Here is a 24,382-nt window from a genome sequence, read left to right on the forward strand (position 1 = left end):
AATGAAGGTCGTCCTGTTCTGCGGTGGTTACGGCATGCGGATGCGCAACGGTAGCGACGACGAGATCCCCAAGCCGATGCAGATGATCGGTCCACGACCGCTGATCTGGCATGTGATGCGGTACTACGCGCACTTCGGCCACACCGAGTTCGTGCTGTGCCTGGGCTACGGCGCCGAGCACATCAAGAACTACTTCTTGTCCTACCGGGAGTCGGTGTCCAATGATTTCGTCATCCGCGGCGGCAAGGTGGAGCTGCTGCAGACCGACATCAGCGACTGGACCATCACGTTCGTCGACACCGGCGCCGAATCGCCCATCGGGGAACGACTTCGGCGGGTTCGTCCCTACCTGGAGGGTGAGGAGTACTTCCTGGCCAACTATGCCGACGTGCTCACCGATGCCCCGATGAACGACATCATCGACGAGGTCAAGGAATCCGGTGCCACGGCCTCCATGCTGATCGTCCCCCCGCAGTCGTCGTTCCACTGCGTCGACATCGTCGAATCCGGCCCCCACGCGGGCGCGGTCACGGGCATCACCCCGGTGTCGCGGTTGCCGATCTGGGAGAACGGCGGCTATTTCGTGCTCTCTGGTGACGTGCTCGAGATGCTCACCGAGAACTGCGATCTGGTCGAGGACGTGTGCGGGAGGCTGGCCACCCGCGGAAAGCTCTACGGCTACAAGCATCTCGGCTTCTGGAAGCCGGCCGACACGTTCAAGGAGCGCGCCGAACTCGATGCGGCGTACCGCAGCGGGGACCGGCCGTGGGCGCTGTGGGAGCACGAGAAGGCGCACGAGAAAATGGCGGTCTCATGATCGGCTTGCAGACCGGTGCGCTGACCGAGATCGCGGTGCTCGGTGCGCATTGCGACGACATCGCCATCGGCATGGGTGCCACACTCCTGACGCTGAGCCGCGACAATCCGGGACTTCGGGTGCACGCTCTGGTGCTCTGCGGCGCCGGCACGATCCGGGAAGCCGAGGAGCGCGGTGCGCTGGCCGCGTTCTGTCCGGATGCCGATGTGCAGTTGACGCTGCTGGGCATCCCTGACGGGGCAACCCCCGCACACTGGAACGACGTCAAGGACGGACTGCGGACCTTCCGGCGCAGCTGTGAGCCCGACGTCGTGTTCAGCACGCAGCGCGCAGATGCCCACCAGGATCACCGGCTACTCGCCGAGCTGACGCCCACCGAGTTCCGGGATCACCTGATCCTGGGATACGAGATCCTCAAATGGGAGTCGGACACCCCGTCGCCCAGCGTGTTCCATCCGATCGACTCGGAGATCGCGCAGGAGAAGGCGCGCCTGCTGCACAAGCACTACCCGTCGCAGACCGACCGGGACTGGTTCGACGAGGAGGCGTTTCTGGGCTTGTCCCGCCTGCGCGGTATCCAGTGCCGCAGCGCGCACGCCGAGGCATTCCTGATGGAGAAGACGATCGTGAGTTTTGGGAGGACGGCATCGTGAAGGTCTTGGTGACAGGACATCAGGGTTATCTGGGCACGGTGATGGTGCCGGTGCTGCAGGCGGCCGGACACGACGTCGTCGGACTCGACAACGGTTACTTCGCCGACTGCGTGCTGGGTCCCGCGCCCGCTGACCCGCCGGCACTGAGCGTCGACCTGCGCGACGTCACCGTCGAGCAGTTGCGCGGCATTGACGCCGTGGTGCACCTCGCCGCACTGTCCAACGATCCGCTCGGGGCTCTGAACCCCGACATCACCCACGACATCAACCACCACGCCTCGGTGCGATTGGCCCGCCTGGCCAAAGAAGCAGGTGTGCAACGCTTTTGCTACGCATCGACGTGTTCGGTGTACGGCGCCGCGGGAGAGGGACTGGTCGATGAGGACGCGCCGCTGCGCCCGCTGACCCCGTACGCGGTGAGCAAGGTCCGCGTCGAAGACGATCTGATCGCACTCGCCGACTCCGGCTTCACGCCGGTCTTCCTGCGCAACGCAACGGCTTTCGGCTTCTCGCCGCGACTGCGCGCCGACATCGTGCTCAACAACCTGGTCGGTTCGGCGGTCCTGACCGGCGTGGTGCGGGTGCTCTCCGACGGAACACCCTGGCGCCCGTTGGTGCACGCCCGCGACATCGCCGAGGCGTTCGCGCTCTGCCTGACCGCCCCGGCCGAGCTGGTGTCGTGCCGGCCCTACAACATCGGCAGCGAGGCCAACAACGTCACCGTCGAGCAGATCGCCCGCCGCGTCGGCGACGCGGTTGCCGGCTCGCGGGTCGACATCACCGGCGAGACCGGTGCCGACCCGCGCTCCTACCGGGTCGACTTCGCCCGTGCGCGTGCCGAACTCGGCTACCAGGCGGCCATCACGGTCGCGGACGGCGCGGTCGAGTTGGCCGACGCGTATGTCCGGCACGGTCTGACCGCCGCCGACTTCGAGCACACCTTCACCCGGCTGGCCCGCCTCGCCCGTCTGCAGGGCGCTGGTCAGCTCGACGAGAAGATGCGTCGTGTCAGCGAATTCGTGTGAGCAACTCTGCCCAGCTGCCCGCCGAGGCGTCCCGCGCGGACATCGTCGGCGGGTGCAGCGGCCACTCGATCGCCAGCGTCGGATCCTGCCACGACACCGCGAGGTCATCGGCGGGATCGTGAGCGCGGTCGATGCGGTAGCAGACGTCAGCCCAGTCGGTCAGCGCCTGGAAGCCGTGCAGCATCCCCGGCGGCACGTACAGATGCGCGAACGTGACATCGTCGAGCAGGAACACCTCGTGCTGCCCGAACGTCGGCGACTCCGGCCGCGCGTCGACGAGCACGTCGTGCACCGCACCGCGGGCGCACCGCACCAGCTTGGCCTCCCCGGGCGCACGGCGACCGTGCAGCCCGCGGATGACGCCGCGCGCCGAGCGGGACTGGGAATCCTGCAGGAAACCGGCCGCCGCGCCCTCCACGCCGCGCCACCGGTCGAAGATCTCGACGTCGAAGGTGCGGGTGAACCAGCCACGCTCGTCGTGGTGCGGCTGGGGGACGAAGGTGGCGACGCCGTCGAGGCGGCCCGGTTCGATGCGCACGAAGTCATCCTGACATGAGCGCCACCCAGATCCAGGACACGTGCCGTAGTTGCCGGCACCCCCGGCTGCATCGGGTGCTCGACCTCGGGTCGGTCCCCGCGGCCGATCATTTCCCCTCCGCCGACACGCCGCTGACGGTAGGTGAGGCGGTGCACCCGCTCGCCATGGTCGTCTGCGACGCCTGCGGCCTTGCGCAATTGGCCGACGACGACACCGAGACCGCCGAACCGCGCGGTGTGGAACCACAGGCCCTGAAAGACCAAGCAGCAGAGGCGATCTCCCGGGTCGCGGCAGCTGGCATGCTTGCCGGCGGCACGGTGCGCGAGTTCGGCAGCCCGCACGGCGGCAGCTGGCTGCCCCTGCTGACCGAGCGGGGCTACCGGGGCTCCGAGGGCCCTGCCGATGTGGTGCTCGACTGTTTCGGCATCATGCACGAACCCGATCAGGAGGCGGCGTTCGCGCGGCGGGCGGCCACCACCGCGCCCGGCGGGGTGCTGCTCCTGCAGTTCCACACGCTGGCTGCCATCGTCGCCGGAGGCCAGTGGAATGCGTTGCGCCACGGACACTTCGCGTACTACTCCACGCCGGCCGTCGTGACCCAACTCGCTCGCGTCGGCATGCGGGCCGTGGATGCGTGGACGTTCGACCTGTACGGCGGCACGGTGTTGGTCGCCGCCGTGCACGGCAGCGGTGAGCCCGGCCCCGCGGTGGCCGAGCTGCTGTCGGCAGAGGTCAGCATGACCGACCCGGCGACCGTCGCGACCCTGCAGGATGCCGCCGAGACGCAGACCGTGGCGCTGCGGTCCTGGCTCGAAGAGGAACGTCGGGCGGGGCGGCGCGTTTACGCCTACGGCGCGGCGTCGCGGGCGGTGGCGCTGTTCAGCCGCGCCGGTGTCGATTCCTCGCTCGTCGCCGCGGTCGGTGACGCGTCGCCGGCCAAGCAGGGTCGCCGGATGCCCGGCACCGACATCCCGATCATCGCCCCGCAGGACCTCGTCGCGGCCCGGCCCGACACGGTGCTGCTCACCCTCCCCGATCTCCTGGGCGAGGTCTCGCACCGCTTCCCCGAGTTGGACGGCCGCTGGGTGACCGACGACTTCACGATGGAGACACGGGTTTTCGCCGGATCGCGACTGCTGCAAAACCGTCTGCACGATCTAGTTCCCGGTGGCGCCCACACCTATGCCCGTGGTGCCGACCAGTATCCGGAATCCATGCCGCCGGTGCTGACACACGGCGCGGGCTGCCGTGTGTGGGACGTCGACGGCAACGACTACGTCGAATACGGCATGGGTCTGCGCGCGGTGACACTCGGGCACGGCTACCCACCCGTCGTCGAGGCGGTGACCCGCGCGATCGCCGGCGGGGTCAACTTCAGCCGGCCCACCGCCGCGGAAGTGGCTGCCGCCGAGGACTTCCTGGCCCTGGTGCCGGGAGCCGACATGGTGAAATTCGCCAAGAACGGTTCCGACGCGACCACGGCCGCGGTCCGGCTGGCCCGCGCGGTCACCGGTCGCCTCGCCGTCGCCATCTGCGATCAGCCGTTCTTCTCCACCGACGACTGGTTCATCGGCACCACCCCGATGGCCGGCGGCATCCCGTCCGAACATGCCGCTGCGACGAAGCGCTTCCCCTACAACGATCTCGGCGCGCTGGCCGCGCTGCTCTCCGACAACGACGTCGCCTGCGTCGTGATGGAGGCCGCGACCGCGATGGCAGATCCCGAGCCGGGCTATCTGCAGGGCGTGCGTGAACTGTGCGACCGGCACGGCACGCTGCTGGTCTTCGACGAGATGATCACCGGCTTCCGCTGGGCGGCCGGTGGCGCGCAGTCGGTCTACGGCGTGACGCCGGATCTGTCGTGCTGGGGCAAGGCGTTGGCCAACGGTTTCCCCCTGTCGGCCCTGGCGGGCCGCCGCGAGTACATGGAGCTCGGCGGGCTGCGCACCGACGCCGAGCGGGTGTTCCTGCTCTCGACCACGCACGGCCCCGAAACGGCGTCGCTGGCCGCGTTCCGTGCCGTCGTCGCGGCCTACCGCAGCGAGGATCCGGTGGCCCGTATGGAGGGGGCCGGCCGCCGGCTGGCCGCCGGAACGAACGCGGTCATCGCCGAGGCGGGGTTGTCCGATGTCCTCACGGTGACGGGCCGTCCGTCGTGTCTGGTGTTCATCACCCGCGACGCCGAGGGCGCGCCGTCGCAGGCGTACCGCACGCTATTCATGCAGGAATTGCTGCGCCGTGGCGTGCTCGGTCAGTCGTTCGTGACGTCGGCCGCCCACGACGACGAGGCCATCGATCACACGATCGCGGCCGTGCGGGACGCGCTGCCGGTCTACCGCTACGCAATCGACGCGGGCGACGTGGCGGGCCTCCTGCAGGGTCGCCCGGTGGCTCCGGCGCTGCGGCGCACCGCCGCGCCGCGCCGGCTCAACCCGTACGGCCACCCATGATCTCGAGCACCTCGAAGGTGTTGACTCCGGCGATCACCGACGGGTCGGCCTCGCCGATCGCCAGCGCTTCGGCGCGGTCGGTGACCCGCAGCACCCCGAGCCCCCACACGCCCTCTGGATCGGCCACCGGGCCGTAGACGACCACCCGTCCGACGGCCAGAAGGTCATTCCAGTAGTCGGTGTGAGCGGCCATCGCGTCCTGCTCTGCGTCGGTCATCGTCTGCGCGAAGTCGGCGCGCGGGGGAATGAGCCGGAAGAGGAAGAGCCCGTCGCTCACTCGGCGGCCCGCGTGGCGGGGTGTACCGCGACCAGCCCTAATGCGCTGCGCCGCTTGCATATCGCTGCCAGCTCGGCATAGGCCTTCTCGCCGAGCAGCTCGGTCAACTCGGGGGCATAGGACTGCCACACCGGCTTCTCTCCGACGTGGGCGTTGGGATCGCCGGTGCAGTACCAGGTCAGGTCGAGCCCGCCCTCACCCCAGCCGCGCCGGTCGTACTCGGTGATCGTCGACTTCAGGATCTGCGAGCCGTCGGGCCGGTCGACCCACTCCTGCGTGCGCCGGATCGGCAGCTGCCAGCACACCTCCGGCTTGAGGGTCAGCGGTTCCACCCCCAATTGCAGCGCCTTGGTGTGCAGCGAGCACCCGATACCGCCCGGCCACCCTGGGCGATTCAGAAAGATGCACGCGCCCTTGTACTTTCGCGTCCGCCAGGTGGGCTCGTCGTCGTACTCATCGAGTTCGAGGTAGCCCTTCTTGCCCAGACCCTTGTCCCGGAACTGCCAGTCTTCATCGGTGAGCAGCTTCACGGCGTCGTCGAGCTTGGCGCGGTCGTCGTCATCGGAGAGAAACGCTCCGTGGGAACAACATCCGTCGTCGGGTCGGTCGGCGACGGTGCCTTTGCACGCCGGTGTGCCGAATACGCACGTCCAGCGGGACAGCAGCCACGTCATGTCCGCGGCGATCACATGTTTGGGGTCTTCGGGGTCGTAGAACTCCACCCACTCACGGGCGAAATCGAGTTCCACCTCACCCGGGTACGGACCAGTCACGGTTTTCCACGGTAGACCCATTAGGTTGGACGGGTGCGATTAGGCGTGCTCGACGTGGGCAGCAATACCGTTCACCTGTTGGTGGTGGACGCGCGCCGCGGTGGGCACCCCACACCGATGAGTTCGACGAAGGCGTCCCTGCGCCTGGCAGAGGCCATCGACACCTCGGGGAAGCTGACCCGCCGGGGTGCCGACAAACTGATCGGCACGATCGACGAATTCGCCAAGATCGCCACCAGTTCGGGGTGTTCGGAGCTGATGGCGTTCGCGACATCGGCGGTGCGCGATGCGAAGAACTCCGAAGACGTGCTGTCACGGGTGAAGTCGGACACCGGCGTGGATCTGCGTGTGCTCAGCGGGGTTGACGAGTCACGGCTGACGTTCCTGGCGGTGCGGCGCTGGTACGGCTGGAGCGCCGGCCGCATCATCAACATCGACATCGGCGGCGGCTCACTGGAGCTGTCCAGCGGGGTCGACGAGGAACCTGACGTGGCGATGTCGCTGCCCCTGGGCGCCGGTCGGCTGACCCGCGAGTGGCTGCCCGAGGATCCGCCCGGCCGCCGGCGCGTGGCGATGCTGAGGGATTGGCTGGCCAACGAACTCTCCGAAGCGGGGACGGCGATCGCCGAAGCCGGAAGCCCCGATCTGGCGGTGGCCACGTCGAAGACGTTTCGTTCGCTGGCGCGGCTGACCGGTGCGGCACCGTCGGGCGCCGGTCCGCGCGTCAAGCGCACGCTCACGGCTGCGGGTCTTCGTCAGCTCATAGCTTTCATCTCTAGGATGACCGCGTCCGACCGTGCCGAGCTGGAAGGAGTGAGCGCCGACCGTGCGCCGCAGATCGTAGCGGGCGCCCTGGTGGCCGAGGCGAGCATGAAAGCCTTAGGTATCGAAAGCGTAGACATTTGCCCGTGGGCGTTGCGGGAGGGCTTGATCCTGCGGAAACTCGACAGCGAAGCCGACGGTACGGCGCTCGTGGGCGGGCATTCGCCCTCAGGGCGGGTGTCGGTGCGCAATGCTGGACGGTAAGCAGGCAACCGCGAGGGCGAGCAGGCGATGACTGGACCAGACGACTACACCAACACCCGGCCGATCTCGGTCGCCGAGCTGCTGGCGAAGAACGGCACCATCGGCGCACCCCCGGTCGGCGGTCGCCGGCGCCGTCGCCGCGGTAACGCCGACGCCGTCACCGTCGCCGAGCTCACCGGCGAGATCCCGATCGTCCGGCCCGACGAGCCCGCCGCCCCCGAGCCGGCCCCCGAACCTGAACCCGAGCCGGAGTCGGCCACCATCGCTGAGGCGGCCGACGGGGTCGATGACGTCCCTGAGGTCGATGACGTCCCTGAGGTCGACGACGTCCCTGACGTCGATGACGTCGACCGAGCAGATGACGCCGATGACGCCGATGACGTGGCCGATGCGGCTGAGGTGACCGAAGCCGACGACGAGCTGGTCGAGGTCGAGGACTCCGATCCCGACAACCCCGACGAGCTTGTCGAGGCCGACGAACCCCAGGTCGACGAAGCCCAGGTCGACGAAGCCGAGGTCGAGGATGCCCCCGAGGAGCCTCAGGCCGCGGTGGCCGCGCCGCGCCGCTCCCCGTTCGGCCGGTTCGGCCGTAAGAGCTCCGTCGACGCGGAGCTGATGAGCCCTGACCCCGTCGACGCGGATGCCCCCGCCGACCTCGACGACACGCTGTCCGAGGAGCCCGAGGCGGAAACGCCCACCGAGACAGAGACCGAGACCGAGGACGCAGCCGAAGAGGACACCGCAGACGACGAACTGCCGTCGTACCTGAGGTCCACCCAGGACCTGTTGTTCGGTGGGGAGACCGTCGCCGACGACGTCGCCCGCCGCGGCGGTCAGCAATCGTCGCTCGCCCTCGACGACGAGGACCACGGCGACGAGGACGAAGGCGGCGACGAACTCGAACCGCGTCAGATGTCGCCGGTCGTCCACGGCCTGTGGGTGGTCGGTCAGAGCGTCGTCGCGGTCGCGTTCGGCGCTGGCCTGTTCGTCGCGTTCGACCAGCTGTGGAAGTGGAACAACATCGTCGCGCTCGTCTTGTCGGTGCTGGTGATCCTGGGCCTGGTCGTCGGTGTCCGGGTGGTGCGCAAGACCGAGGACATCGGCAGCACGCTGATCGCGGTGGCGGTCGGCGCGTTGGTCACCCTCGGGCCGCTGGCGTTGCTGCAATCGGGCTGACCGGGGTGCGCCCTGCCATCAAGGTCGGTCTGTCCACGGCCTCGGTCTATCCGCTGAAGACCGAGGCCGCGTTCGAGATGGCCGCCACTCTCGGATATGACGGCGTCGAGCTGATGGTGTGGGCGGAGTCCGTCAGCCAGGACATCGACGCTGTGGAAGAGCTGTCGCGGCGCTATGACGTCCCGGTGCTCTCGGTGCACGCGCCGTGCCTTCTCATCTCTCAGCGCGTGTGGGGCGCCAACCCCATCGCCAAGCTGGACCGCAGCGTGCGGGCCGCCGAGCAGCTGGGTGCCCAGACCGTCGTGGTCCATCCGCCGTTTCGCTGGCAGCGCCGCTACGCCGAGGGATTCGCCGCCCAGGTAGCTGAACTCGAGGCGAGCAGTGACGTCATGGTCGCCGTGGAGAACATGTTCCCCTTCCGCGCCGACCGCTTCTTCGGCTCCGGGCAGACCTCGATCGAACGGATGCGTAAGCGCGGAGGTGCCCCCGGGCCAGGCATCTCGGCGTTCGCGCCGTCCTACGATCCGCTCGACGGCGGCCACGCGCACTACACACTGGATCTCTCCCACACCGCGACCGCGGGCTCCGACGCCGTCGACATGGCGCGGCGCATGGGGGAGGGGCTGGTGCACCTGCACCTGTGCGACGGCAGTGGCGCCTCGACCGACGAGCACCTGGTTCCCGGCCGCGGAACGCAACCGACCGTGGAGATCTGCGAGACGCTGGCAGCCGGCGACTTCGCCGGCCACGTGATCCTGGAAGTGACCACCTCGGGCGCGCGGTCGGTAGCTGAGCGCGACGAGTTGCTGACCGAATCGCTGCAGTTCGCCCGCACGCACCTGCTGCGCTGACCCGGCAAGGAACCCATGACGAGCTCCACTCTGTTCACCGATGCGATGGCTCTGACGCCCGACGGTGCCGGCAGCTATCACGGGCTGCTCAACGAGCACTGGACCATCGGCCCGAAGGTGCACGGCGGTGCGATGCTCGCGTTGTGCGCCCACGCTGCGCGCACCGAACTCGGCGAACCCGGGGTGGAACCCATTGCGGTGTCAGGCAGTTTCCTGTGGGCGCCCGACCCCGGCCCGATGCAGATCGTGACCACGGTGCGCAAACGTGGGCGGCGCGTGAGCCTGATCGATGTCGAGCTGAACCAGGGATCGCGCACCGCGCTGCGGGCCGCGATCACGCTGGCGCGCCCCGAAGGCCATGTGCCGCCGCTGCTGTCGGACAACCTGGTGCTGCGCCTGATGACGCCGGATCCGCCGCCGGGGCTGGAACCGATCGGTCCCGGCCATCCGATGGCCGACGTCGTCCATCTCGCCCACGGCTGCGACATCCGTCCGTCGCTGACGTCATTCACTCCGCGCGGTGACGGTGGCCCACCGATGATCGAGTACTGGGTGCGTCCGAAGGGCGCGGCGCCCGACGTGCTGTTCGCGCTGCTGTGCGGTGACGTGTCGGCGCCGGTCACGTTCGGTGTCAACAGGTTCGGCTGGGCGCCCACGGTGCAGTTGACGGCCTATGTGCGGGCCGTGCCGGCCGACGGGTGGCTGAGAGTGATGTGCACGACGACCCAGATCGGGCAGGAATGGTTCGACGAGGACCACATCGTCGTGGATTCCGAGGGGCGCATCATCGTGCAGACCCGCCAACTCGCGATGGTGCCCGCCGCGCCCGACTGAATCTGGGCGGCCCGCCGTGTCATGCTGTGCGGCATGGCCAGAATCGCGATCATCGGCGGCGGGAGTATCGGAGAGGCGTTGCTGGCGGGACTGCTGCGGGCCGGGCGTCAGACCAAGGATCTCGTGGTCGCGGAGAAGAGCTCGACCCGTGCGACGTACCTGGCGGAGAAGTACTCGGTGCGCATCGCGTCGGTCGCCGAGGCGGTCGACACCGCGACGTACGTGATCGTCGCGGTAAAGCCCTCCGACGTCGGCAGCGTCGTCGGTGACATCGCCGAGACGGCGGCGCGCGCGGAAAGTGATGCCGCGGAGCAGATCTTCGTGACGGTTGCGGCCGGAGTGAGTGCGGCTTACTTCGAGAACAAGCTGCCCGCCGGATCGCCCGTGGTGCGGGTGATGCCCAACGCCCCCATGCTGGTCGGCGGCGGGGTCAGCGCGGTCGCACCGGGACGGTTCGCCACCGCCGAGCACGTCCGTGGGGTGGCGTCGCTGTTCGACGCCGTCGGTGGAGTGCTGACCGTGGCCGAGAGTCAGATCGACACCGTGACCGCGGTCTCCGGGTCCGGTCCGGCGTACTTCTTCCTGATGGTCGAGGCGCTCGTGGACGCTGCGGTGGACGGGGGTCTGAACAGATCCGTGGCCACCGACCTGGTGGTGCAGACGATGGCAGGCTCGGCGGCGATGCTGCTGGAGCGGTTGGATGCAGAAGGCAACGACGGTGGCGCAGCGTCGGGTCCCTCCGGAGCGATGGCGTCACCGACCGACACCTCGGCCGCCCAGCTACGGGCCACCGTCACCTCGCCAGGGGGCACCACCGCCGCTGGGCTGCGGGAACTCGAGCGTGGGGGCCTGCGCGCGGCGGTCGCCAACGCCGTCGAAGCCGCGAAAACCCGCTCTGAGCAGCTAGGAATTACACCCGAGTAGTTCAGCAATTTCACACTGATTAGCCCACACCCGTCGCAGTAACCCCACCCGCCACGCTATTCTCCCAGTGGTAAGTGTGGGTCGGTGCCAGCGGTGGGGAAGCCGCTGGAACTGCCCGCGCCTGATGGATTGGGTTGCGATGACGTCTATGAACGGGCCGTCGGCGCGGGATTCAGCCAACGGAAAGGCGGCGCGCGACGCCGGCCAGTCCGACGGCCAACCGCCTCGAGCGCAATTTCTCACCGTGGCCGAGGTGGCCAGCCTGATGCGGGTCAGCAAGATGACCGTGTATCGACTGGTGCACAACGGTGAGCTGCCGGCGGTGCGGGTTGGTCGGTCATTCCGCGTCCACGCCAAAGCCGTTCACGACATGTTGGAGAGCTCGTACTTCGACGCGGGCTGAAGGCTCTTCGCGCGAGCGCTCATCGCTGGCCGAAGGCTCTTCGCCCTGGCCCCTCCTGGGCGGATTTCGGCGCGGGGACCGTCGCCAGGTAATGTGACCGGTCGAGATCGTCGAAAAAACCGAGGTAGCGGAGTTCATGGGTTCTGTCATCAAGAAGCGGCGTAAGCGCATGTCGAAGAAGAAGCACCGCAAGCTGCTTCGTCGCACCCGGGTGCAGCGCAGAAAACTCGGCAAGTAGTCCTGCGGCGTCTGCCGCTAGGCTGCGGAGATGGATGCTGGGGGTGACTCGGGCGGCTCCGATGCCCGGGACGGTCTGAACTACCCCAAGGTCGTGCTGGTCACCGGCGCCTGCCGATTCCTCGGCGGCTATCTGACCGCCCGGCTGGCGCAGAACCCGCTGATCAACCACGTCATCGCGGTCGACGCGATCGCGCCGAGCAAAGATCTCCTCCGGCGTATGGGCCGCGCGGAGTTCGTCCGCGCCGACATCCGGAACCCGTTCATCGCCAAGGTGATTCGTAACGGCGACGTCGACACCGTGGTGCACGCCGCCGCGGCGTCCTACGCGCCGAGGTCCGGCGGCCGGGCCACGCTCAAAGAGCTGAACGTGATGGGCGCAATCCAGTTGTTCGCGGCCTGCCAGAAGGCGCCGTCGGTGCGCCGGGTGATCCTGAAGTCGACCTCGGAGATCTACGGGTCGAGCGCGCGTGATCCCGTGCTGTTCGCCGAGAGCAGCAGCCGGCGCAGGCCGCCCGGGGAAGGGTTCGCCCGCGACAGCATCGACATCGAGGGCTATGCCCGCGGACTCGGCCGGAGAAGGCCCGACATCGCGGTCACGATCCTGCGGCTGGCCAACATGATCGGGCCGGCGATGGACACCGCGTTGTCGCGCTACCTGGCCGGTCCGGTGGTGCCGACGATCATCGGTCACGACGCCCGCATGCAGCTGCTGCACGAGCAGGACGCGCTGGGGGCGATGGAGCGGGCGACCATCGCAGGCAAAGCAGGCACCTTCAACGTCGGAGCGTCCGGCGTGATCATGATGAGCCAAGCGGTTCGCCGGTCCGGGCGGCTCGCGCTCCCGATGCCCCGTGCGGCGATGTCGCTGTGGCGGGCCGGCCGGCCGACCGAGCTCGATCGGGAACGCCTGGACTACCTCAGCTACGGCCGAGTCATGGACACCACGCGGTTGCGCACCGAGCTCGGCTACACCCCGAAGTGGACCACCACCGAGGCCTTCGACGACTACGTGCGCGGCCGGGGACTCAAACCCATCGTGGATCCGAATTGGGTTTCTGCTGTGGAGCGCCGCGCTGTGTCGGCGGCAGCGCGGTTCGGGCGCTAGACTCAGGGCTCAGCGAGGGGGCGGGGACACCCTAGCTCGAAGGCCAGGAAGGTGAGAAGCGAGACGGTGGCTGGCGAGTCGAAAGCGAAAGTCATTCCCCTGCACTCGAATTCGAGTAGGAGCGCAGCGGCCCGTCGAGCGGCTGCGCAACGGGGAGACCGATCTCGGCGGCATCCGTCTCTGTACGGCGACGCCGATGGCCGCGCCACCGCCGAAGAGTTGTCCGCCGTTGTCCGCGACATCGACGCCCATCGTGGAGACGGTGCCGGCCTAGGCGCGGCACCCGATGCACCCCCCAGCGAACTCGCCACGCGGATCGCCGCGGTGGCCGACTTCATCCGCAAGAGGATGATGGGCGACTACGCCGTCGACGAGTTCGGCTTCGATCCCCACCTGAACAACGCGGTCTTCCTGCCCGTGCTGCGCGTGCTGTTCAACTCGTGGTTCCGGGTCGAGGTCAGCGGTGTCGAGAACCTACCGGCGACCGGTGCCGGTCTCGTGGTGGCCAACCACGCCGGGGTGCTGCCCTTCGACGGGCTCATGACGTCGGTGGCGGTCCGCGACAACCATCCCGCGCAGCGCGATCTTCGTCTGCTGGCCGCCGACATGGTGTTCGACATGCCGTTCGTCGGGCAGGCCGCGCGCAAGGCCGGCCACACCATGGCGTGCACCGACGACGCGCACCGACTTCTGGCCGCCGGCGAGCTCACCGCGGTGTTCCCCGAGGGCTACAAGGGGCTGGGCAAGCCCTTCAAAGACCGCTACAAGCTGCAGCGTTTCGGCCGCGGCGGCTTCGTCTCCGCGGCGTTGCGCGCCAAGGCGCCGATCGTGCCCTGCTCGATCGTCGGCTCCGAAGAGATCTACCCGATGGTCGCCGACGTGAAATTGCTCGCCCGGCTCCTCGGTCTGCCGTACTTCCCGGTGACTCCGCTGTTCCCCCTGGCCGGCCCGCTCGGTGTGGTGCCTCTGCCGTCCAAGTGGTACATCCAGTTCGGCGAGCCCATCGACACCGCCGGCTACGACGACTCGGCCGCCGACGATCCGATGGTCACTTTCGAGATCACCGACCAGGTTCGCGAGACCATCCAGCAGACGCTCTACCAGCTGCTGGCCAACCGCAGGAACACCTTCTTCGGCTGACCGACCGACCTGCTGTGGGCCGGGTCGATCGGACGCCGCAACGTCAGTCAGACGACGCGGTCTGCTTTGCCACCATCGCGCGCAGCGCTTCGTCGCGTCGTGCGGCGATGCGGTCGCTGATCTCGTCGGCCTCGGTGTCCGACTGCGCCTCACCCATCACCGTGACGACGCTGGTCAGCACCGGCTCTCCGTGTTCGTCGGTCACTTCGCCGCGGACCTCGGTGAGTACCGCGCCGTGCGACTCGGTCACCGAGTCCAGGTACGAGTCGAAGAACAGCTTGTCCCCGGCGAGGATCGGCCGATGGAACGTGATCTTCTGGTCACGGTGCAGGACGCGCTCCATGTTGATCGGAACGTCGAACTGGTTGAAGATCTCCAGCTGCACCCGCCGGCCCGCGACCGCGAGGAACGTCAGGGACGCGATCAGGGCATCGTGGCCGCACTCCTTGGCGGCCTCCTCGCTGTAGTGCGCGGGATGGTCGTCTTTGACGGCGCGGGCGAACTCCCGGATCTTCTCGCGGTCGACCTCGAAATAGTCGGGATACCGGTAGTGGGTCCCGATGATGTTCTCGGCGATGGTCATGCGTGATCCGCTTTCGTCGGTGATCGATGCGCGGCGCGAGCCTATCAGCGGTGCGGGCCGCTACTTGTGGTCGCGACGGGACACCACGGCCGCCAACGCGCCGCCGGCGGCACCCAGCGCGAGCGCAGACGGCACGCCGATGCGGGCCGCTTTTCGGGCGGTGCGGAAGTCGCGGATCTCCCACCCGCGCTCGCGGGCGAGGTCGCGCAGGTCGGCGTCGGGGTTGATCGCGACGGCGGTACCGACCAGGGACAGCATCGGCACGTCGTTGAAGCTGTCCGAATAGGCGGTGCAGCGACGTAGGTTCAGGCCCTCGCGGATGGCCAGCGAGCGCACGGCATGCGCCTTGCCGGTGCCGTGCAGGATGTCACCCACCAGACGCCCGGTGAACACCCCGTCGATCGACTCGGCGACGGTGCCCAACGCACCGGTGAGCCCGAGCCTGCGGGCGATCGTGTCGGCCAGCTCATAGGGCGTCGCGGTGACGAGCCACACCTGCTGACCGGCGTCGAGGTGCATCTGCGCCAACGCACGGGTGCCCGGCCAGATCTTGTCGGCGATGATCTCGTCGTAGATTTCCTCGCCGAGGGCCACCAGTTCCGCGGTCGAGCGGCCCTCGATGAAGGCCAGCGCCTTGCGTCGCCCCGCCGCCACATCGTCGCTGTTCTCGCGGCCGGTGAGCTGGAACTTCGCCTGCGCCATCGCAAAGCGGGCCAGGTCCTTGTAGGTGAAGTACTCGCGGGCCGCCAGGCCGCGCGCGAAGTGCACCAGCGACGAGCCGTGCACCAGCGTGTTGTCCACGTCGAAGAACGCGGCGGCAGTGAGGTCCGGGGGAGGCGGCGGCGGGCCGGGCAACTCGCCGGCAGGCTCGATGAGGCCCTCGGCCGCGGCCGCGGCGCTGCTCTCCCCGGCGATCTGCTGCGCCCGGGAGTCGATGCCGATCTCAGTACCGTCGGACACGGATACAACAGTAGGACACCGGGTCGCGATACTGGCGGGGTGGATCGCGCCGTGCAGCTGCTCACCCGCCAGGGTTGCCCGATGTGTCAGAAGGTGGCCGGCCGGCTGGCCGAGCTGCGCGACGAGCTCGGGTTCACCCTCAGCGTCACCGACGTCGACGCGGCCGCGGCCGCGGGGGACAAGGCTCTGCGCGCCGAATACGGTGACCGCCTGCCCGTCGTCCTGCTCGGCGGGGCCGAGCACAGCTACTGGGAACTCGACGAACCGAGGCTGCGCGCAGACCTCTCCCGCTGAGGGAATTTGGCTGCCCAGCTGGTCAGCGATTACCGTGGTGGGGTGGTGAGGAAGCCGTGAGCGTACTGCTTTTCGGGGTTTCGCACCGGAGCGCGCCTGTGTCCGTGCTCGAGCAACTCAGCACCGACGAGGCCGATCAGGCCAAGATCATCGAGCAGATCCTGCAATCCTCGCTGGTCACCGAGGCCATGGTGTTGTCGACGTGCAACCGCGTCGAGGTCTACGCGGTGGTCGAAGCCTTCCACGGCGGCCTCTCGGTGATCGGTCAGGTGCTGGGCGAGCACTCGGGGATGTCGCTGCAGGATCTGACCCGGTACGCCTACGTCCGCTACGCCGAAGCCGCGGTCGAGCATCTCTTCTCGGTCGCCAGCGGGCTCGACTCCGCCGTGGTCGGTGAGGCGCAGGTTCTCGGACAGGTGCGCCGCGCGTACGCCACCGCCGAGGCGAATCACACCGTGGGCCGCACGCTGCACGAACTGTCGCAGCGTGCGCTGTCGGTCGGCAAGCGTGTGCACTCGGAAACGGGCATCGACGCGGCAGGTGCATCAGTGGTCTCCGTCGCCCTGGACATGGCCGAAGCCCGCATCGGGTCGCTCGCCGGGCGGTCGGCTGTCGTGGTGGGCGCCGGCTCGATGGGGGCTCTGGCGGCCAAACAGCTGATGCGTGCCGGTATCGAGCGCATCCATGTGGTGAATCGCTCGCTGCCGCGCGCCAAGCATCTCGCAGAGAACATCCGCAGCCACGGGCTCTCGGCCGAGGCCTTCCCGTTCGATCATCTGCCGCCGCTGCTCACCGACGCCGACGTCGTGGTCAGCTGCACCGGCGCCGTGCGGCCCGTCGTCACGCTCGCCGACGTGCACCGCGGCCTGGCGCAGCGGCTCGGCGGCACGAAACAGCTGGTGATGTGCGATCTGGGCATGCCCCGCGACATCGACCCCGCGGTCGCGGGACTGCCCGGTGTCGACGTCATCGACATGGAGCGCATCCTGCGGGAGCCGACCTCGCGCACCGCGACGTCCGATGCCGAGGCGGCCCGCACGATCGTCGCCGCGGAGGTGGCCGAGTACCTGACCGGTCAGCGGATGGCCGAGGTCACGCCGACCGTCACCGCGCTGCGGCAACGCGCCGCCGACGTCGTCGAGGCGGAACTGCTGCGGCTGGACAATCGGTTGCCGGGACTGGATTCGGCCTACCGCGACGAGGTCGCCAAGACCGTGCGACGGGTCGTCGACAAGCTCCTGCACGCCCCCACCGTGCGCGTCAAGCAGCTGGCCGGCGCGCCTGGCGGGGACAGTTACGCCGAAGCGCTGCGCGAGCTGTTCGAGCTCGACCAGCACGCCGTCGACGCCGTGGCCGGAAGCGAGCTCGGCGCCGTCGCAGTTGATGAAATGACCTTCTCCGCAACCGATCTCGATAGCGCGGAGTGATCACAGCGTGATCCGCATCGGCACGCGGGGCAGCCTGCTGGCCACCACACAGGCCGGCTTCGTCCGGGACGCTCTCACCGCCCGCGGACACGCGGCCGAGCTGGTGATCATCTCCACCGACGGGGACCGCTCCCAGGCGCCGATCGCCGACATCGGGGTGGGCGTGTTCACCGCCGCGCTGCGCGAGGCAATCGCCGACGACACCGTCGACATGGCGGTGCACTCCTACAAGGATTTGCCGACAGCGCCCGACTCCCGCTTCGCGATCGCCGCGATCCCGGTGCGCGCGGACGCCCGCGACGCGCTGGTGGCGCGCGACGGTCTGGTCCTCGGGGAGTTGCCGGCCGGCTCGGTGATCGGAACATCGTCCCCGCGACGGACGGCGCAGCTTAGAGCACTGGGTCTCGGTTTGGAAATCCGCCCCCTACGAGGCAACCTAGATACCAGGTTGAACAGGGTAAGCAGCGGTGATCTCGACGCCGTCGTCGTGGCCCGGGCGGGATTGGCCCGCATCGGTCGCCTCGACGCTGTCACCGAGACGTTGGAACCGGTACAGATGTTGCCGGCGCCGGCTCAAGGTGCGTTGGCGCTCGAGTGCCGTGCCGGTGATTCCGGCCTGGTCTCGGTGTTGGCAGAGCTCGACGACGCCGACACCCGGGCCTCGGTCACCGCAGAGCGGACCCTGCTCGCCGAACTGGAGGCGGGGTGCTCCGCACCGGTGGGCGCGATTGCAGAGGTGGTCGAGTCTATCGATGAGGACGGTCGCGTCTTCGAAGAGCTGTCGCTGCGCGGCTGCGTGGCGACGCTGGACGGATCCGACGTGATCCGTGCGTCCGGCATCGGGACACCCGAGCGGGCACGGGAGCTGGGGCTCTCGGTGGCCGCGGAGTTGTTCGAGCTGGGAGCGCGGGAACTGTTGGACGATCGCGGGAGAGGGACATGACTCGCCAGATGACCTTGCGAGGACGCAAGGGCAAGCCCGGCCGCATCACGTTCGTCGGCTCGGGACCCGGGGACCCGGGTCTGCTGACGACGCGCGCCCGCTCGGTATTGGCCAACGCGGCCTTGGTCTTCGTCGACCCCGATGTACCCGAAGCGGTGCTCGCACTGGTCGGCTCAGAACTGCCCCCGCCGTCGGGACCGTTGCCCGCCGAGGCGCCCGACGCCGGTGACCCGGCTGCCGCCGCCGAGACGGCCGAGCTCACGATCCCCGGTGGCCCCGACATCCGGCCCGCGCTGGGCGATCCGGCCGAGGTCGCCAAGACGCTGGCCACCGAGGCGCGTACCGGTGTCGACGTGGTCCGTCTGGTCGCCGGTGATCCACTGTCGATCGACGCGGTGATCACCGAGGTCAGCGCGCTGGCACGCACCCAGCTCGCCTTCGAGATCGTCCCGGGCCTGCCCGACACCTCCGCTGTGCCGACCTATGCCGGTCTGCCGCTGGGCTCGTCGCACACCGTCGCCGATGTCCGCGACCCGCAGGTGGATTGGGCCGCGCTGGCTGCCGCACCCGGGCCGCTGATCCTGCACGCGACCGCGTCGCACCTGCCCGAGGCTGCGCGCACTCTGATCGAGTACGGGCTGTCTGACGGCACGCCCGCCGTTGTGACAGCCAACGGCACCACCTGTGCGCAGCGGTCGGTCGAGACCACGCTGGCCGGCCTGCTGGACAAGGCCGTGCTGGACAAGCCCGCAGGCGTCGAGCCGTCCGGTCCGCTGACCGGCACGCTGGTCGTCACGATCGGCCGGACCGTAGCCAACCGTTCGAAGCTGAACTGGTGGGAGAGCCGTGCCCTGTACGGCTGGACCGTGCTGGTGCCACGCACCAAGGACCAGGCGGGGGAGATGAGCGAGCGGCTCGTCGGCCACGGCGCGCTGCCGATCGAGGTGCCGACCATCGCGGTCGAGCCGCCCCGAAGCCCGGCTCAGATGGAAAGGGCCGTCAAGGGTCTCGTCGACGGCCGGTTCCAGTGGGTCGTGTTCACCTCCACCAACGCGGTGCGCGCGGTGTGGGAGAAGTTCAACGAGTTCGGGCTGGATGCGCGCGCGTTCTCGGGCGTGAAGATCGCCTGCGTCGGGCAGGCCACCGCCGACCGTGTTCGCGCCTTCGGCATCAACCCCGAACTGGTGCCGACCGGGGAGCAGAGCTCGCTGGGTCTGCTCGACGAATTCCCGCCGTACGACGACGTTTTCGACCCGGTGAACCGGGTGCTGCTGCCCCGCGCCGACATCGCCACCGAGACACTGGCCGAAGGGCTGCGGGAGCGGGGCTGGGAGATCGAGGACGTCACCGCCTACCGGACGGTGCGCGCGGCCCCGCCGCCGGCGCAGACCCGCGAGATGATCAAGACCGGCGGCTTCGACGCGGTGTGCTTCACGTCGAGCTCGACGGTCCGCAACCTCGTCGGCATCGCCGGTAAACCGCACGCCCGCACCATCGTGGCGTGCATCGGACCGAAAACCGCTGAGACCGCAGCTGAATTCGGGCTGCGTGTGGATGTCCAGCCGGAGGTGGCCGCGGTCGGTCCGCTCGTCGAGGCACTGGCCGAGCACGCTGCTCGGCTGCGTGCCGAGGGTGCGCTCCCGCCCCCGCGGAAGAAGAGCCGCCGCCGTTAACCGCTAGGACGATCATGCCTTACCCGAGTCATCGTCCGCGGCGGCTGAGGTCCACTCCGGCCATGCGCCGGCTGGTGTCCGAGACGTCTGTGCAGGCGCGCCAACTCGTGCTGCCGATGTTCGTCGCCGACGGTATCGACGAGCCGCGGCCTATCGCGTCCATGCCCGGAGTCGTTCAGCACACCCGTGATTCGCTGCGTCGCGCGGCGGCCGACGCGGTCGCTGCGGGTGTCGGCGGGCTGATGCTCTTCGGGGTACCGCGGGACGAGGACAAGGACGCGCGCGGCTCGGCCGGCACCGACCATGACGGCATCCTCAACGTCGCGCTGCGCGATCTGTCGGCCGATCTCGGCGACGCCACGGTGCTGATGGCCGACACCTGCCTCGACGAGTTCACCGACCACGGGCACTGCGGCGTCGTCGACGACCGCGGCCGGGTCGACAACGACGCCACCAATCGACGCTACGTAGAACTCGCTGTGGCGCAAGCAGATTCGGGTGCACACATGGTGGGTCCGAGCGGCATGATGGACGGGCAGGTCGCGGCCATTCGCGAGGGACTCGACGCCGCGGGCCACATCGACACCGCGATCCTGGCCTACGCCGCGAAGTTCGCCTCCGGGTTCTACGGTCCGTTCCGTGAGGCGGTGTCCTCCAGCCTGCAGGGGGACCGGCGCACCTACCAGCAGGAGCCGGGCAACGCGCGCGAGGCGCTGCACGAGGTGGACCTGGACATCGACGAGGGTGCCGACGTGATCATGGTCAAACCCGCGATGTCCTACCTCGACATCGTGCGGGCCGCAGCGGACCGTTCACCGGTTCCCGTTGCCGCATACCAGGTGTCGGGGGAATACTCGATGATCTGCGCGGCCGCCGACAACGGCTGGATCGATCGGGACACGGTCGTGCTCGAGTCGTTGACCGGCATCGTCCGGGCCGGCGCCGACATCGTTCTGACCTACTGGGCCGCAGACGTGGCCCGTCGCCTCTCGTGACGGAGCCGAGGGAGTCGGGTCCGGTCCGGCCGCCCGGGCCGTCGCCCGCCCGCCCGCCCGGGCCGTCGCCCGCCCGCCCGCCCGGGCCGTCGCCCGCCCGCCCGCCCGATGTGGACACCGGATTCTGGCTGTGGGTGATCGCGCTTCCGTTGATGACGGCCGGCTTCGTCGTGGATCTGCTGTCGGGTCCGCAGCGGGTGGGCGGCCTGATGCTGGCGATCAGCCTCGTCTTCCTCGCGGTGCTGGTGTCGGTGGTGGCGACGTTCCTCGTCCTGTTGCGGCAGGGCTACCGCTGGGTGCGTACCTGTCTGACCGGTGGAGCGATCGCCGCCGTGGTGTTCTCGGTCAGCGAGCTGTTCAGTGTGGATCGTTCCGAAGTGGCCGTCCTGATCTACGCGGCCGTGGTGATCGTCGGCTCCGTGCTGGTGTGCGGGGGCGTATTCCTGCTCCACCGCAAGGACGCCCACGACTTCTTCACCCGGTGATTGGCTACCCTGACGTCGATGCCGACCTCCGCTTCCCGCCCTCGCCTCGTCGACGCCGCGTTCTGGTGCTTCATGGGCGGCGCGGTCATCATGATCGTCGGCGGGTTGATGTCGGCGACGGCGAGCTTCGATGCGGCCCGACTGGCGATCCCCGCTGACGTGAGCGACGAGCGTGTCCGCAACTACTTGTTGGTGTACCGCCTGATCGGCGTCGGGGCGGTGCTGGCCGCCGGGGCCCTGGCCTTCTTGGCGGGCAAAGCGCGGGGAGGCGACAGCCGGTTCCGGATGGCGGCGATGGCTCTGGCGTTCTCGCTCGTCGGCGTCGTGCTGCTGCTCGCTGTGGGCCTCGGGGTCGGGCAGCCGCTGATCCTGGTGGCCGCGCTGCCGGTTCTCATCGGCGCTGCCCTCATGACGCGGCCGTCCGTTCGTGCTTGGTACGAGCGCGCACCGGAGGGGAAGGAGCTGTCGTGACCGAATCCGCCGCGCCGCCGGAGAGCGAGGTGCTGTTCTACGAGCAGGGCGCCAGCTGGCTCTGGGTGCTCGCCGGCCCGGGTGCCGGTATCGCGATGGCACTGATCCAGCTGTCGGCGGGCTACGTCCAGTGGGTGATCCCCGTGGTGTTCTTCCTTCTCGTGACGCTTTTCCTCGGCATCCAGGTCAAGGCGGCGCGCATCCACACCTCCGTCGAGCTCACGGCGGACGCGCTACGCCAGGGCACGGAAACGATCCGCACCGCCGAGATCCTGCGCGTCTATCCCGAGGCCGAGGGCGCGGAGAGCCCGAAGTGGCAGTATGCGCGCGCGCTGGGCGAGCTGACGGGTGTGCCGCGCGGCCGCACGGGCATCGGGGTGCGGCTGAGCAACGACCGGACCGCTCAGGCCTGGGCCCGTAAGCATCAGCTGCTGCGCGCGGCGCTGACGAATCTCGTCGAGGAGCGCATCCCGCCGGAGAGGGCGTCGTGACGCGCAGATCCGTCGTCGAGCTGACGCTGGCGGTCGTGGCTGCCGTCGGATGCGTGGTCAGCTGGCTGGCCGCGAGCCGGACCGTGGTCGTCGCGCCGGTGCTCGACGGGCAGCCCTCGACCACGTCGGTGGTGTACTACGCGCCGCTGTTGACGCTGTCGCTGCTGCTGGCGACGGCGGCCGGGGTGCTGGCCGTGCTCGTCATCGCCCGCCGTCGTGCCCCGGCGCCCCAGCCTCCCACCGCCCCACCGCCCGCGGAATAGCATTCCTGGCTGCCGGCGCGCCCCGCATCGCAGCCCTGAGTTCTCACCCGACGAAGTGTGTGCCCCTCGCCACACCCACTTGGTACAAAGTGCAAAATTTGTAACACTGTTTCGCATGACGGAGTTGGCTCAAAGGCCCGAACCCCTCGACGACGCGCTGCCCCTGGGTCCGGGGTCGCTGGTGTGGAAGTACTTCGGTGACAACCGGATGTATCTGATCGGCCCGCGGCCCGCGGTGCTGCAGAACATGCTCGCCGAACTCGGGCAGGGCGTGTACGACCATTCGACGTTCTTCGCCGACACCGCCGAACGGCTGCGCCGCACCATCCCGCCGATCTTCAACACCGTCTACGGTTCCGACACCGACAACGCGGGCACGCAGGTCCGCGACTTCCATCACCACGTCAAAGGCGAGTTGCCCGGCACTGACCGCCGCTACCACGCACTCGACCCCGATACCTACTTCTGGGCGCACGCGACGTTCGTCGAGCAGATCTACTACTTCGCCGACACATTCGTGAAGCGCCTCAGCCCCGCGGAGCGCGAACAGATCTGGCTGGAGTCCAAGACCTGGTACCGGCGCTATGGGGTCAGCGACAGGCCGATGCCCGCCACCTACGCCGAGTTCGAACGCTACTGGGACGCCATGATGGAACGTGTGCTCGTCGCGCACCCGTCGGCGAAGTACGGCGTCGGCTACGTCACCAAGGGCTTCCCGAAGCCCAAGGCCGTGCACCCCCTGGTGTGGCGGCTCGTCGCACCGATCTTCAACCCGCTCGCCGCGTTCCTGACCACCGGCGGCCTCCCGCCGCGCGCCCGCGAGCTGCTCAACCTGCCCTGGTCGGATCGTCAGGAACGGCGGTACCAGCGCTTCGCGGCGTTCTGGCGATCACGACCGGTCAACTGGGCGTGGGACCATCTCCCGATGCGTGTGCGCTACACCGGATATGCCCTCAAGGGCTATGCCCGCGGCTGACGCCACGGCGCACATCCTCGACGCCGCCGTGGTCGAGTTCGAGCGTCACGGTTACCGACGTGTCGCGCTCGACGACGTCGCCCGTCGCGCCGGGGTCAGCCGCACCACGATCTACCGGCGCTTCGCCAACAAGGACGAGCTCGTCGGCGCCGTCATCGAGCGAGAGAACATCCGGCTGTTCGCCCACATCGCTTCAGAGCTGAGAAGGGTTGCGCCGCAAGAGGATTACTACATCGAGGCGTTCACGCTCTCGATCATGGAGTTCCGCAACCACCGGGTCCTGCACCGCATGGTGCAAGACGATCCGGGGCTGGCCCTCGAGCTGGCGGGGCGCTACCACCGGGCCGCGATCGCGCGGATGGTCGATGCCCTACAGCAGATCTTCCCGCGCGGCTTCGCCGAACGCATCGGACCCGACGCCGTCGAGGACTTCGCCGACTGCATCCTGCGCTACGCCGAGATGGTGCTGCTGCTGCCGAGCGCTCAGCCGCTCGAAACGGCCGACGACATCCGCGCGTTCGCCCGCAGGCACTTCCTGCCGAGCCTGCCCGCAGCGCTACGTGGCGCCCTCATCTGAGCCGGGCCCACT

General features: G+C 68.9%; 29 protein-coding genes and 1 pseudogene. 25 read left to right on the top strand and 5 right to left on the bottom strand.

The genetic code is table 11. The features are described from left to right. Window position 1: 1 nt before the first annotated feature. Genes ACZYYX_RS07065 through ACZYYX_RS07075 form a run of 3 tightly spaced genes read left to right on the top strand, consistent with a single transcriptional unit; the run spans window position 2 to window position 2,495 of the window. Entirely contained in the window at window positions 2-817 is an 816-nt protein-coding gene (locus ACZYYX_RS07065; RefSeq protein ID WP_463813716.1) for a glycosyltransferase family protein, read from the top strand. Beyond that, a complete protein-coding gene (locus ACZYYX_RS07070; protein ID WP_463813717.1) occupies window positions 814-1,470 on the top strand; it encodes a PIG-L deacetylase family protein in 657 nt (218 codons plus the stop codon). The genes ACZYYX_RS07065 and ACZYYX_RS07070 overlap by 4 nt, the downstream gene beginning before the upstream one ends. Then, window positions 1,467-2,495, top strand: coding sequence for an NAD-dependent epimerase/dehydratase family protein (locus ACZYYX_RS07075; protein WP_463813718.1), 1,029 nt, complete (start codon window positions 1,467-1,469; stop codon window positions 2,493-2,495). The genes ACZYYX_RS07070 and ACZYYX_RS07075 overlap by 4 nt, the downstream gene beginning before the upstream one ends. Here ACZYYX_RS07075 and ACZYYX_RS07080 read toward each other — a convergent pair. Further along, window positions 2,479-3,033, bottom strand: coding sequence for a dTDP-4-dehydrorhamnose 3,5-epimerase family protein (locus ACZYYX_RS07080; RefSeq protein WP_463813719.1), 555 nt, complete (start codon window positions 3,031-3,033; stop codon window positions 2,479-2,481). The two genes, ACZYYX_RS07075 and ACZYYX_RS07080, sit on opposite strands and share 17 nt — an antisense overlap. A gap of 14 nt (window positions 3,034-3,047) precedes the next feature. Between ACZYYX_RS07080 and ACZYYX_RS07085 the strand changes: the two are divergent. Then, window positions 3,048-4,076: pseudogene (locus ACZYYX_RS07085) on the top strand (class I SAM-dependent methyltransferase); the annotation flags it as partial. 60 nt (window positions 4,077-4,136) lie between these two features. Then, window positions 4,137-5,483, top strand: a complete 1,347-nt coding sequence (locus ACZYYX_RS07090) for a glutamate-1-semialdehyde 2,1-aminomutase (RefSeq protein WP_463814834.1) — start codon at window positions 4,137-4,139, stop codon at window positions 5,481-5,483. Here ACZYYX_RS07090 and ACZYYX_RS07095 read toward each other — a convergent pair. Further along, complete coding sequence (locus tag ACZYYX_RS07095; protein ID WP_463814836.1) at window positions 5,461-5,700, bottom strand: YciI family protein; 240 nt, start codon at window positions 5,698-5,700, stop codon at window positions 5,461-5,463. The two genes, ACZYYX_RS07090 and ACZYYX_RS07095, sit on opposite strands and share 23 nt — an antisense overlap. Before the next feature lie 56 nt (window positions 5,701-5,756). After that, window positions 5,757-6,554: a DUF3109 family protein gene (locus ACZYYX_RS07100; protein ID WP_463813720.1), complete on the bottom strand. Its 798-nt coding sequence runs from the start codon at window positions 6,552-6,554 to the stop codon at window positions 5,757-5,759. Window positions 6,555-6,566: 12 nt separating this feature from the next. Here ACZYYX_RS07100 and ACZYYX_RS07105 point away from each other — a divergent pair, with 12 nt between their 5' ends. The 9 genes from ACZYYX_RS07105 to ACZYYX_RS07145 all read left to right on the top strand — a co-directional run bounded on the left by ACZYYX_RS07105 (window position 6,567) and on the right by ACZYYX_RS07145 (window position 14,232). After that, a complete protein-coding gene (locus tag ACZYYX_RS07105) occupies window positions 6,567-7,559 on the top strand; it encodes a Ppx/GppA family phosphatase (protein WP_463813721.1) in 993 nt (330 codons plus the stop codon). Between the two features lie 27 nt (window positions 7,560-7,586). Further along, a complete protein-coding gene (locus ACZYYX_RS07110) occupies window positions 7,587-8,735 on the top strand; it encodes a hypothetical protein (RefSeq protein ID WP_463813722.1) in 1,149 nt (382 codons plus the stop codon). A gap of 5 nt (window positions 8,736-8,740) precedes the next feature. Continuing rightward, the gene (locus ACZYYX_RS07115; protein WP_463813723.1) at window positions 8,741-9,586 is read left to right on the top strand and encodes a sugar phosphate isomerase/epimerase family protein; all 846 of its coding nucleotides are present in this window, start codon (window positions 8,741-8,743) and stop codon (window positions 9,584-9,586) included. Between the two features lie 15 nt (window positions 9,587-9,601). Continuing rightward, on the top strand, window positions 9,602-10,420 hold the full coding sequence (locus tag ACZYYX_RS07120; protein ID WP_463813724.1) for a thioesterase family protein: 819 nt from the start codon (window positions 9,602-9,604) through the stop codon (window positions 10,418-10,420). Between the two features lie 33 nt (window positions 10,421-10,453). Next, entirely contained in the window at window positions 10,454-11,344 is an 891-nt protein-coding gene (gene proC, locus ACZYYX_RS07125) for a pyrroline-5-carboxylate reductase (RefSeq protein WP_463813725.1), read from the top strand. Window positions 11,345-11,483: 139 nt separating this feature from the next. Then, a complete protein-coding gene (locus tag ACZYYX_RS07130) occupies window positions 11,484-11,747 on the top strand; it encodes a helix-turn-helix domain-containing protein (protein WP_463813726.1) in 264 nt (87 codons plus the stop codon). A 136-nt stretch (window positions 11,748-11,883) separates the two neighbouring features. Then, complete coding sequence (locus ACZYYX_RS07135) at window positions 11,884-11,985, top strand: 30S ribosomal protein bS22 (RefSeq protein ID WP_003402602.1); 102 nt, start codon at window positions 11,884-11,886, stop codon at window positions 11,983-11,985. 30 nt (window positions 11,986-12,015) lie between these two features. After that, entirely contained in the window at window positions 12,016-13,092 is a 1,077-nt protein-coding gene (locus ACZYYX_RS07140; protein WP_463813727.1) for an SDR family oxidoreductase, read from the top strand. A gap of 66 nt (window positions 13,093-13,158) precedes the next feature. Continuing rightward, window positions 13,159-14,232: a lysophospholipid acyltransferase family protein gene (locus tag ACZYYX_RS07145; RefSeq protein WP_463813728.1), complete on the top strand. Its 1,074-nt coding sequence runs from the start codon at window positions 13,159-13,161 to the stop codon at window positions 14,230-14,232. Window positions 14,233-14,275: 43 nt separating this feature from the next. Here ACZYYX_RS07145 and ACZYYX_RS07150 read toward each other — a convergent pair whose 3' ends face one another. Together ACZYYX_RS07150 and ACZYYX_RS07155 are read right to left on the bottom strand one after the other, a co-directional pair. Then, entirely contained in the window at window positions 14,276-14,815 is a 540-nt protein-coding gene (locus ACZYYX_RS07150) for an FAS1-like dehydratase domain-containing protein (RefSeq protein ID WP_463813729.1), read from the bottom strand. Window positions 14,816-14,875: 60 nt separating this feature from the next. Further along, complete coding sequence (locus ACZYYX_RS07155) at window positions 14,876-15,775, bottom strand: HAD family hydrolase (RefSeq protein WP_463813730.1); 900 nt, start codon at window positions 15,773-15,775, stop codon at window positions 14,876-14,878. 81 nt (window positions 15,776-15,856) lie between these two features. Here ACZYYX_RS07155 and ACZYYX_RS07160 point away from each other — a divergent pair, with 81 nt between their 5' ends. The 11 genes from ACZYYX_RS07160 to ACZYYX_RS07210 all read left to right on the top strand — a co-directional run bounded on the left by ACZYYX_RS07160 (window position 15,857) and on the right by ACZYYX_RS07210 (window position 24,370). Beyond that, window positions 15,857-16,069 carry a glutaredoxin family protein gene (locus tag ACZYYX_RS07160; RefSeq protein WP_463814837.1) on the top strand — a complete coding sequence of 71 codons (213 nt, stop codon included), beginning with the start codon at window positions 15,857-15,859 and terminating at the stop codon, window positions 16,067-16,069. A gap of 56 nt (window positions 16,070-16,125) precedes the next feature. Next, on the top strand, window positions 16,126-17,496 hold the full coding sequence (locus ACZYYX_RS07165; RefSeq protein ID WP_463813731.1) for a glutamyl-tRNA reductase: 1,371 nt from the start codon (window positions 16,126-16,128) through the stop codon (window positions 17,494-17,496). Window positions 17,497-17,503: 7 nt separating this feature from the next. After that, window positions 17,504-18,439 (top strand): hydroxymethylbilane synthase, encoded by a 936-nt coding sequence (hemC, locus tag ACZYYX_RS07170; RefSeq protein WP_463813732.1) that lies wholly within the window; start codon window positions 17,504-17,506, stop codon window positions 18,437-18,439. An 8-nt stretch (window positions 18,440-18,447) separates the two neighbouring features. Continuing rightward, window positions 18,448-20,112, top strand: coding sequence for a bifunctional uroporphyrinogen-III C-methyltransferase/uroporphyrinogen-III synthase (locus tag ACZYYX_RS07175; protein WP_463814838.1), 1,665 nt, complete (start codon window positions 18,448-18,450; stop codon window positions 20,110-20,112). 14 nt (window positions 20,113-20,126) lie between these two features. Continuing rightward, window positions 20,127-21,107 (top strand): porphobilinogen synthase, encoded by a 981-nt coding sequence (hemB, locus tag ACZYYX_RS07180; RefSeq protein WP_463813733.1) that lies wholly within the window; start codon window positions 20,127-20,129, stop codon window positions 21,105-21,107. After that, complete coding sequence (locus ACZYYX_RS07185; protein ID WP_463813734.1) at window positions 21,104-21,592, top strand: hypothetical protein; 489 nt, start codon at window positions 21,104-21,106, stop codon at window positions 21,590-21,592. Before hemB ends, ACZYYX_RS07185 begins: the two co-directional genes overlap by 4 nt. Before the next feature lie 18 nt (window positions 21,593-21,610). After that, window positions 21,611-22,063 carry a hypothetical protein gene (locus ACZYYX_RS07190; protein WP_463813735.1) on the top strand — a complete coding sequence of 151 codons (453 nt, stop codon included), beginning with the start codon at window positions 21,611-21,613 and terminating at the stop codon, window positions 22,061-22,063. Then, window positions 22,060-22,554, top strand: coding sequence for a DUF3093 domain-containing protein (locus ACZYYX_RS07195; RefSeq protein WP_463813736.1), 495 nt, complete (start codon window positions 22,060-22,062; stop codon window positions 22,552-22,554). The genes ACZYYX_RS07190 and ACZYYX_RS07195 overlap by 4 nt, the downstream gene beginning before the upstream one ends. Next, the gene (locus tag ACZYYX_RS07200) at window positions 22,551-22,817 is read left to right on the top strand and encodes a hypothetical protein (protein ID WP_463813737.1); all 267 of its coding nucleotides are present in this window, start codon (window positions 22,551-22,553) and stop codon (window positions 22,815-22,817) included. Before ACZYYX_RS07195 ends, ACZYYX_RS07200 begins: the two co-directional genes overlap by 4 nt. A 115-nt stretch (window positions 22,818-22,932) precedes the next feature. Beyond that, window positions 22,933-23,793 carry an oxygenase MpaB family protein gene (locus ACZYYX_RS07205; RefSeq protein WP_463813738.1) on the top strand — a complete coding sequence of 287 codons (861 nt, stop codon included), beginning with the start codon at window positions 22,933-22,935 and terminating at the stop codon, window positions 23,791-23,793. Beyond that, window positions 23,780-24,370: a TetR/AcrR family transcriptional regulator gene (locus ACZYYX_RS07210; RefSeq protein ID WP_463813739.1), complete on the top strand. Its 591-nt coding sequence runs from the start codon at window positions 23,780-23,782 to the stop codon at window positions 24,368-24,370. The genes ACZYYX_RS07205 and ACZYYX_RS07210 overlap by 14 nt, the downstream gene beginning before the upstream one ends. The last annotated feature ends 12 nt before the right edge of the window (window positions 24,371-24,382 follow it).

This window comes from Mycobacterium sp. IDUB_1 (assembly GCF_055419625.1).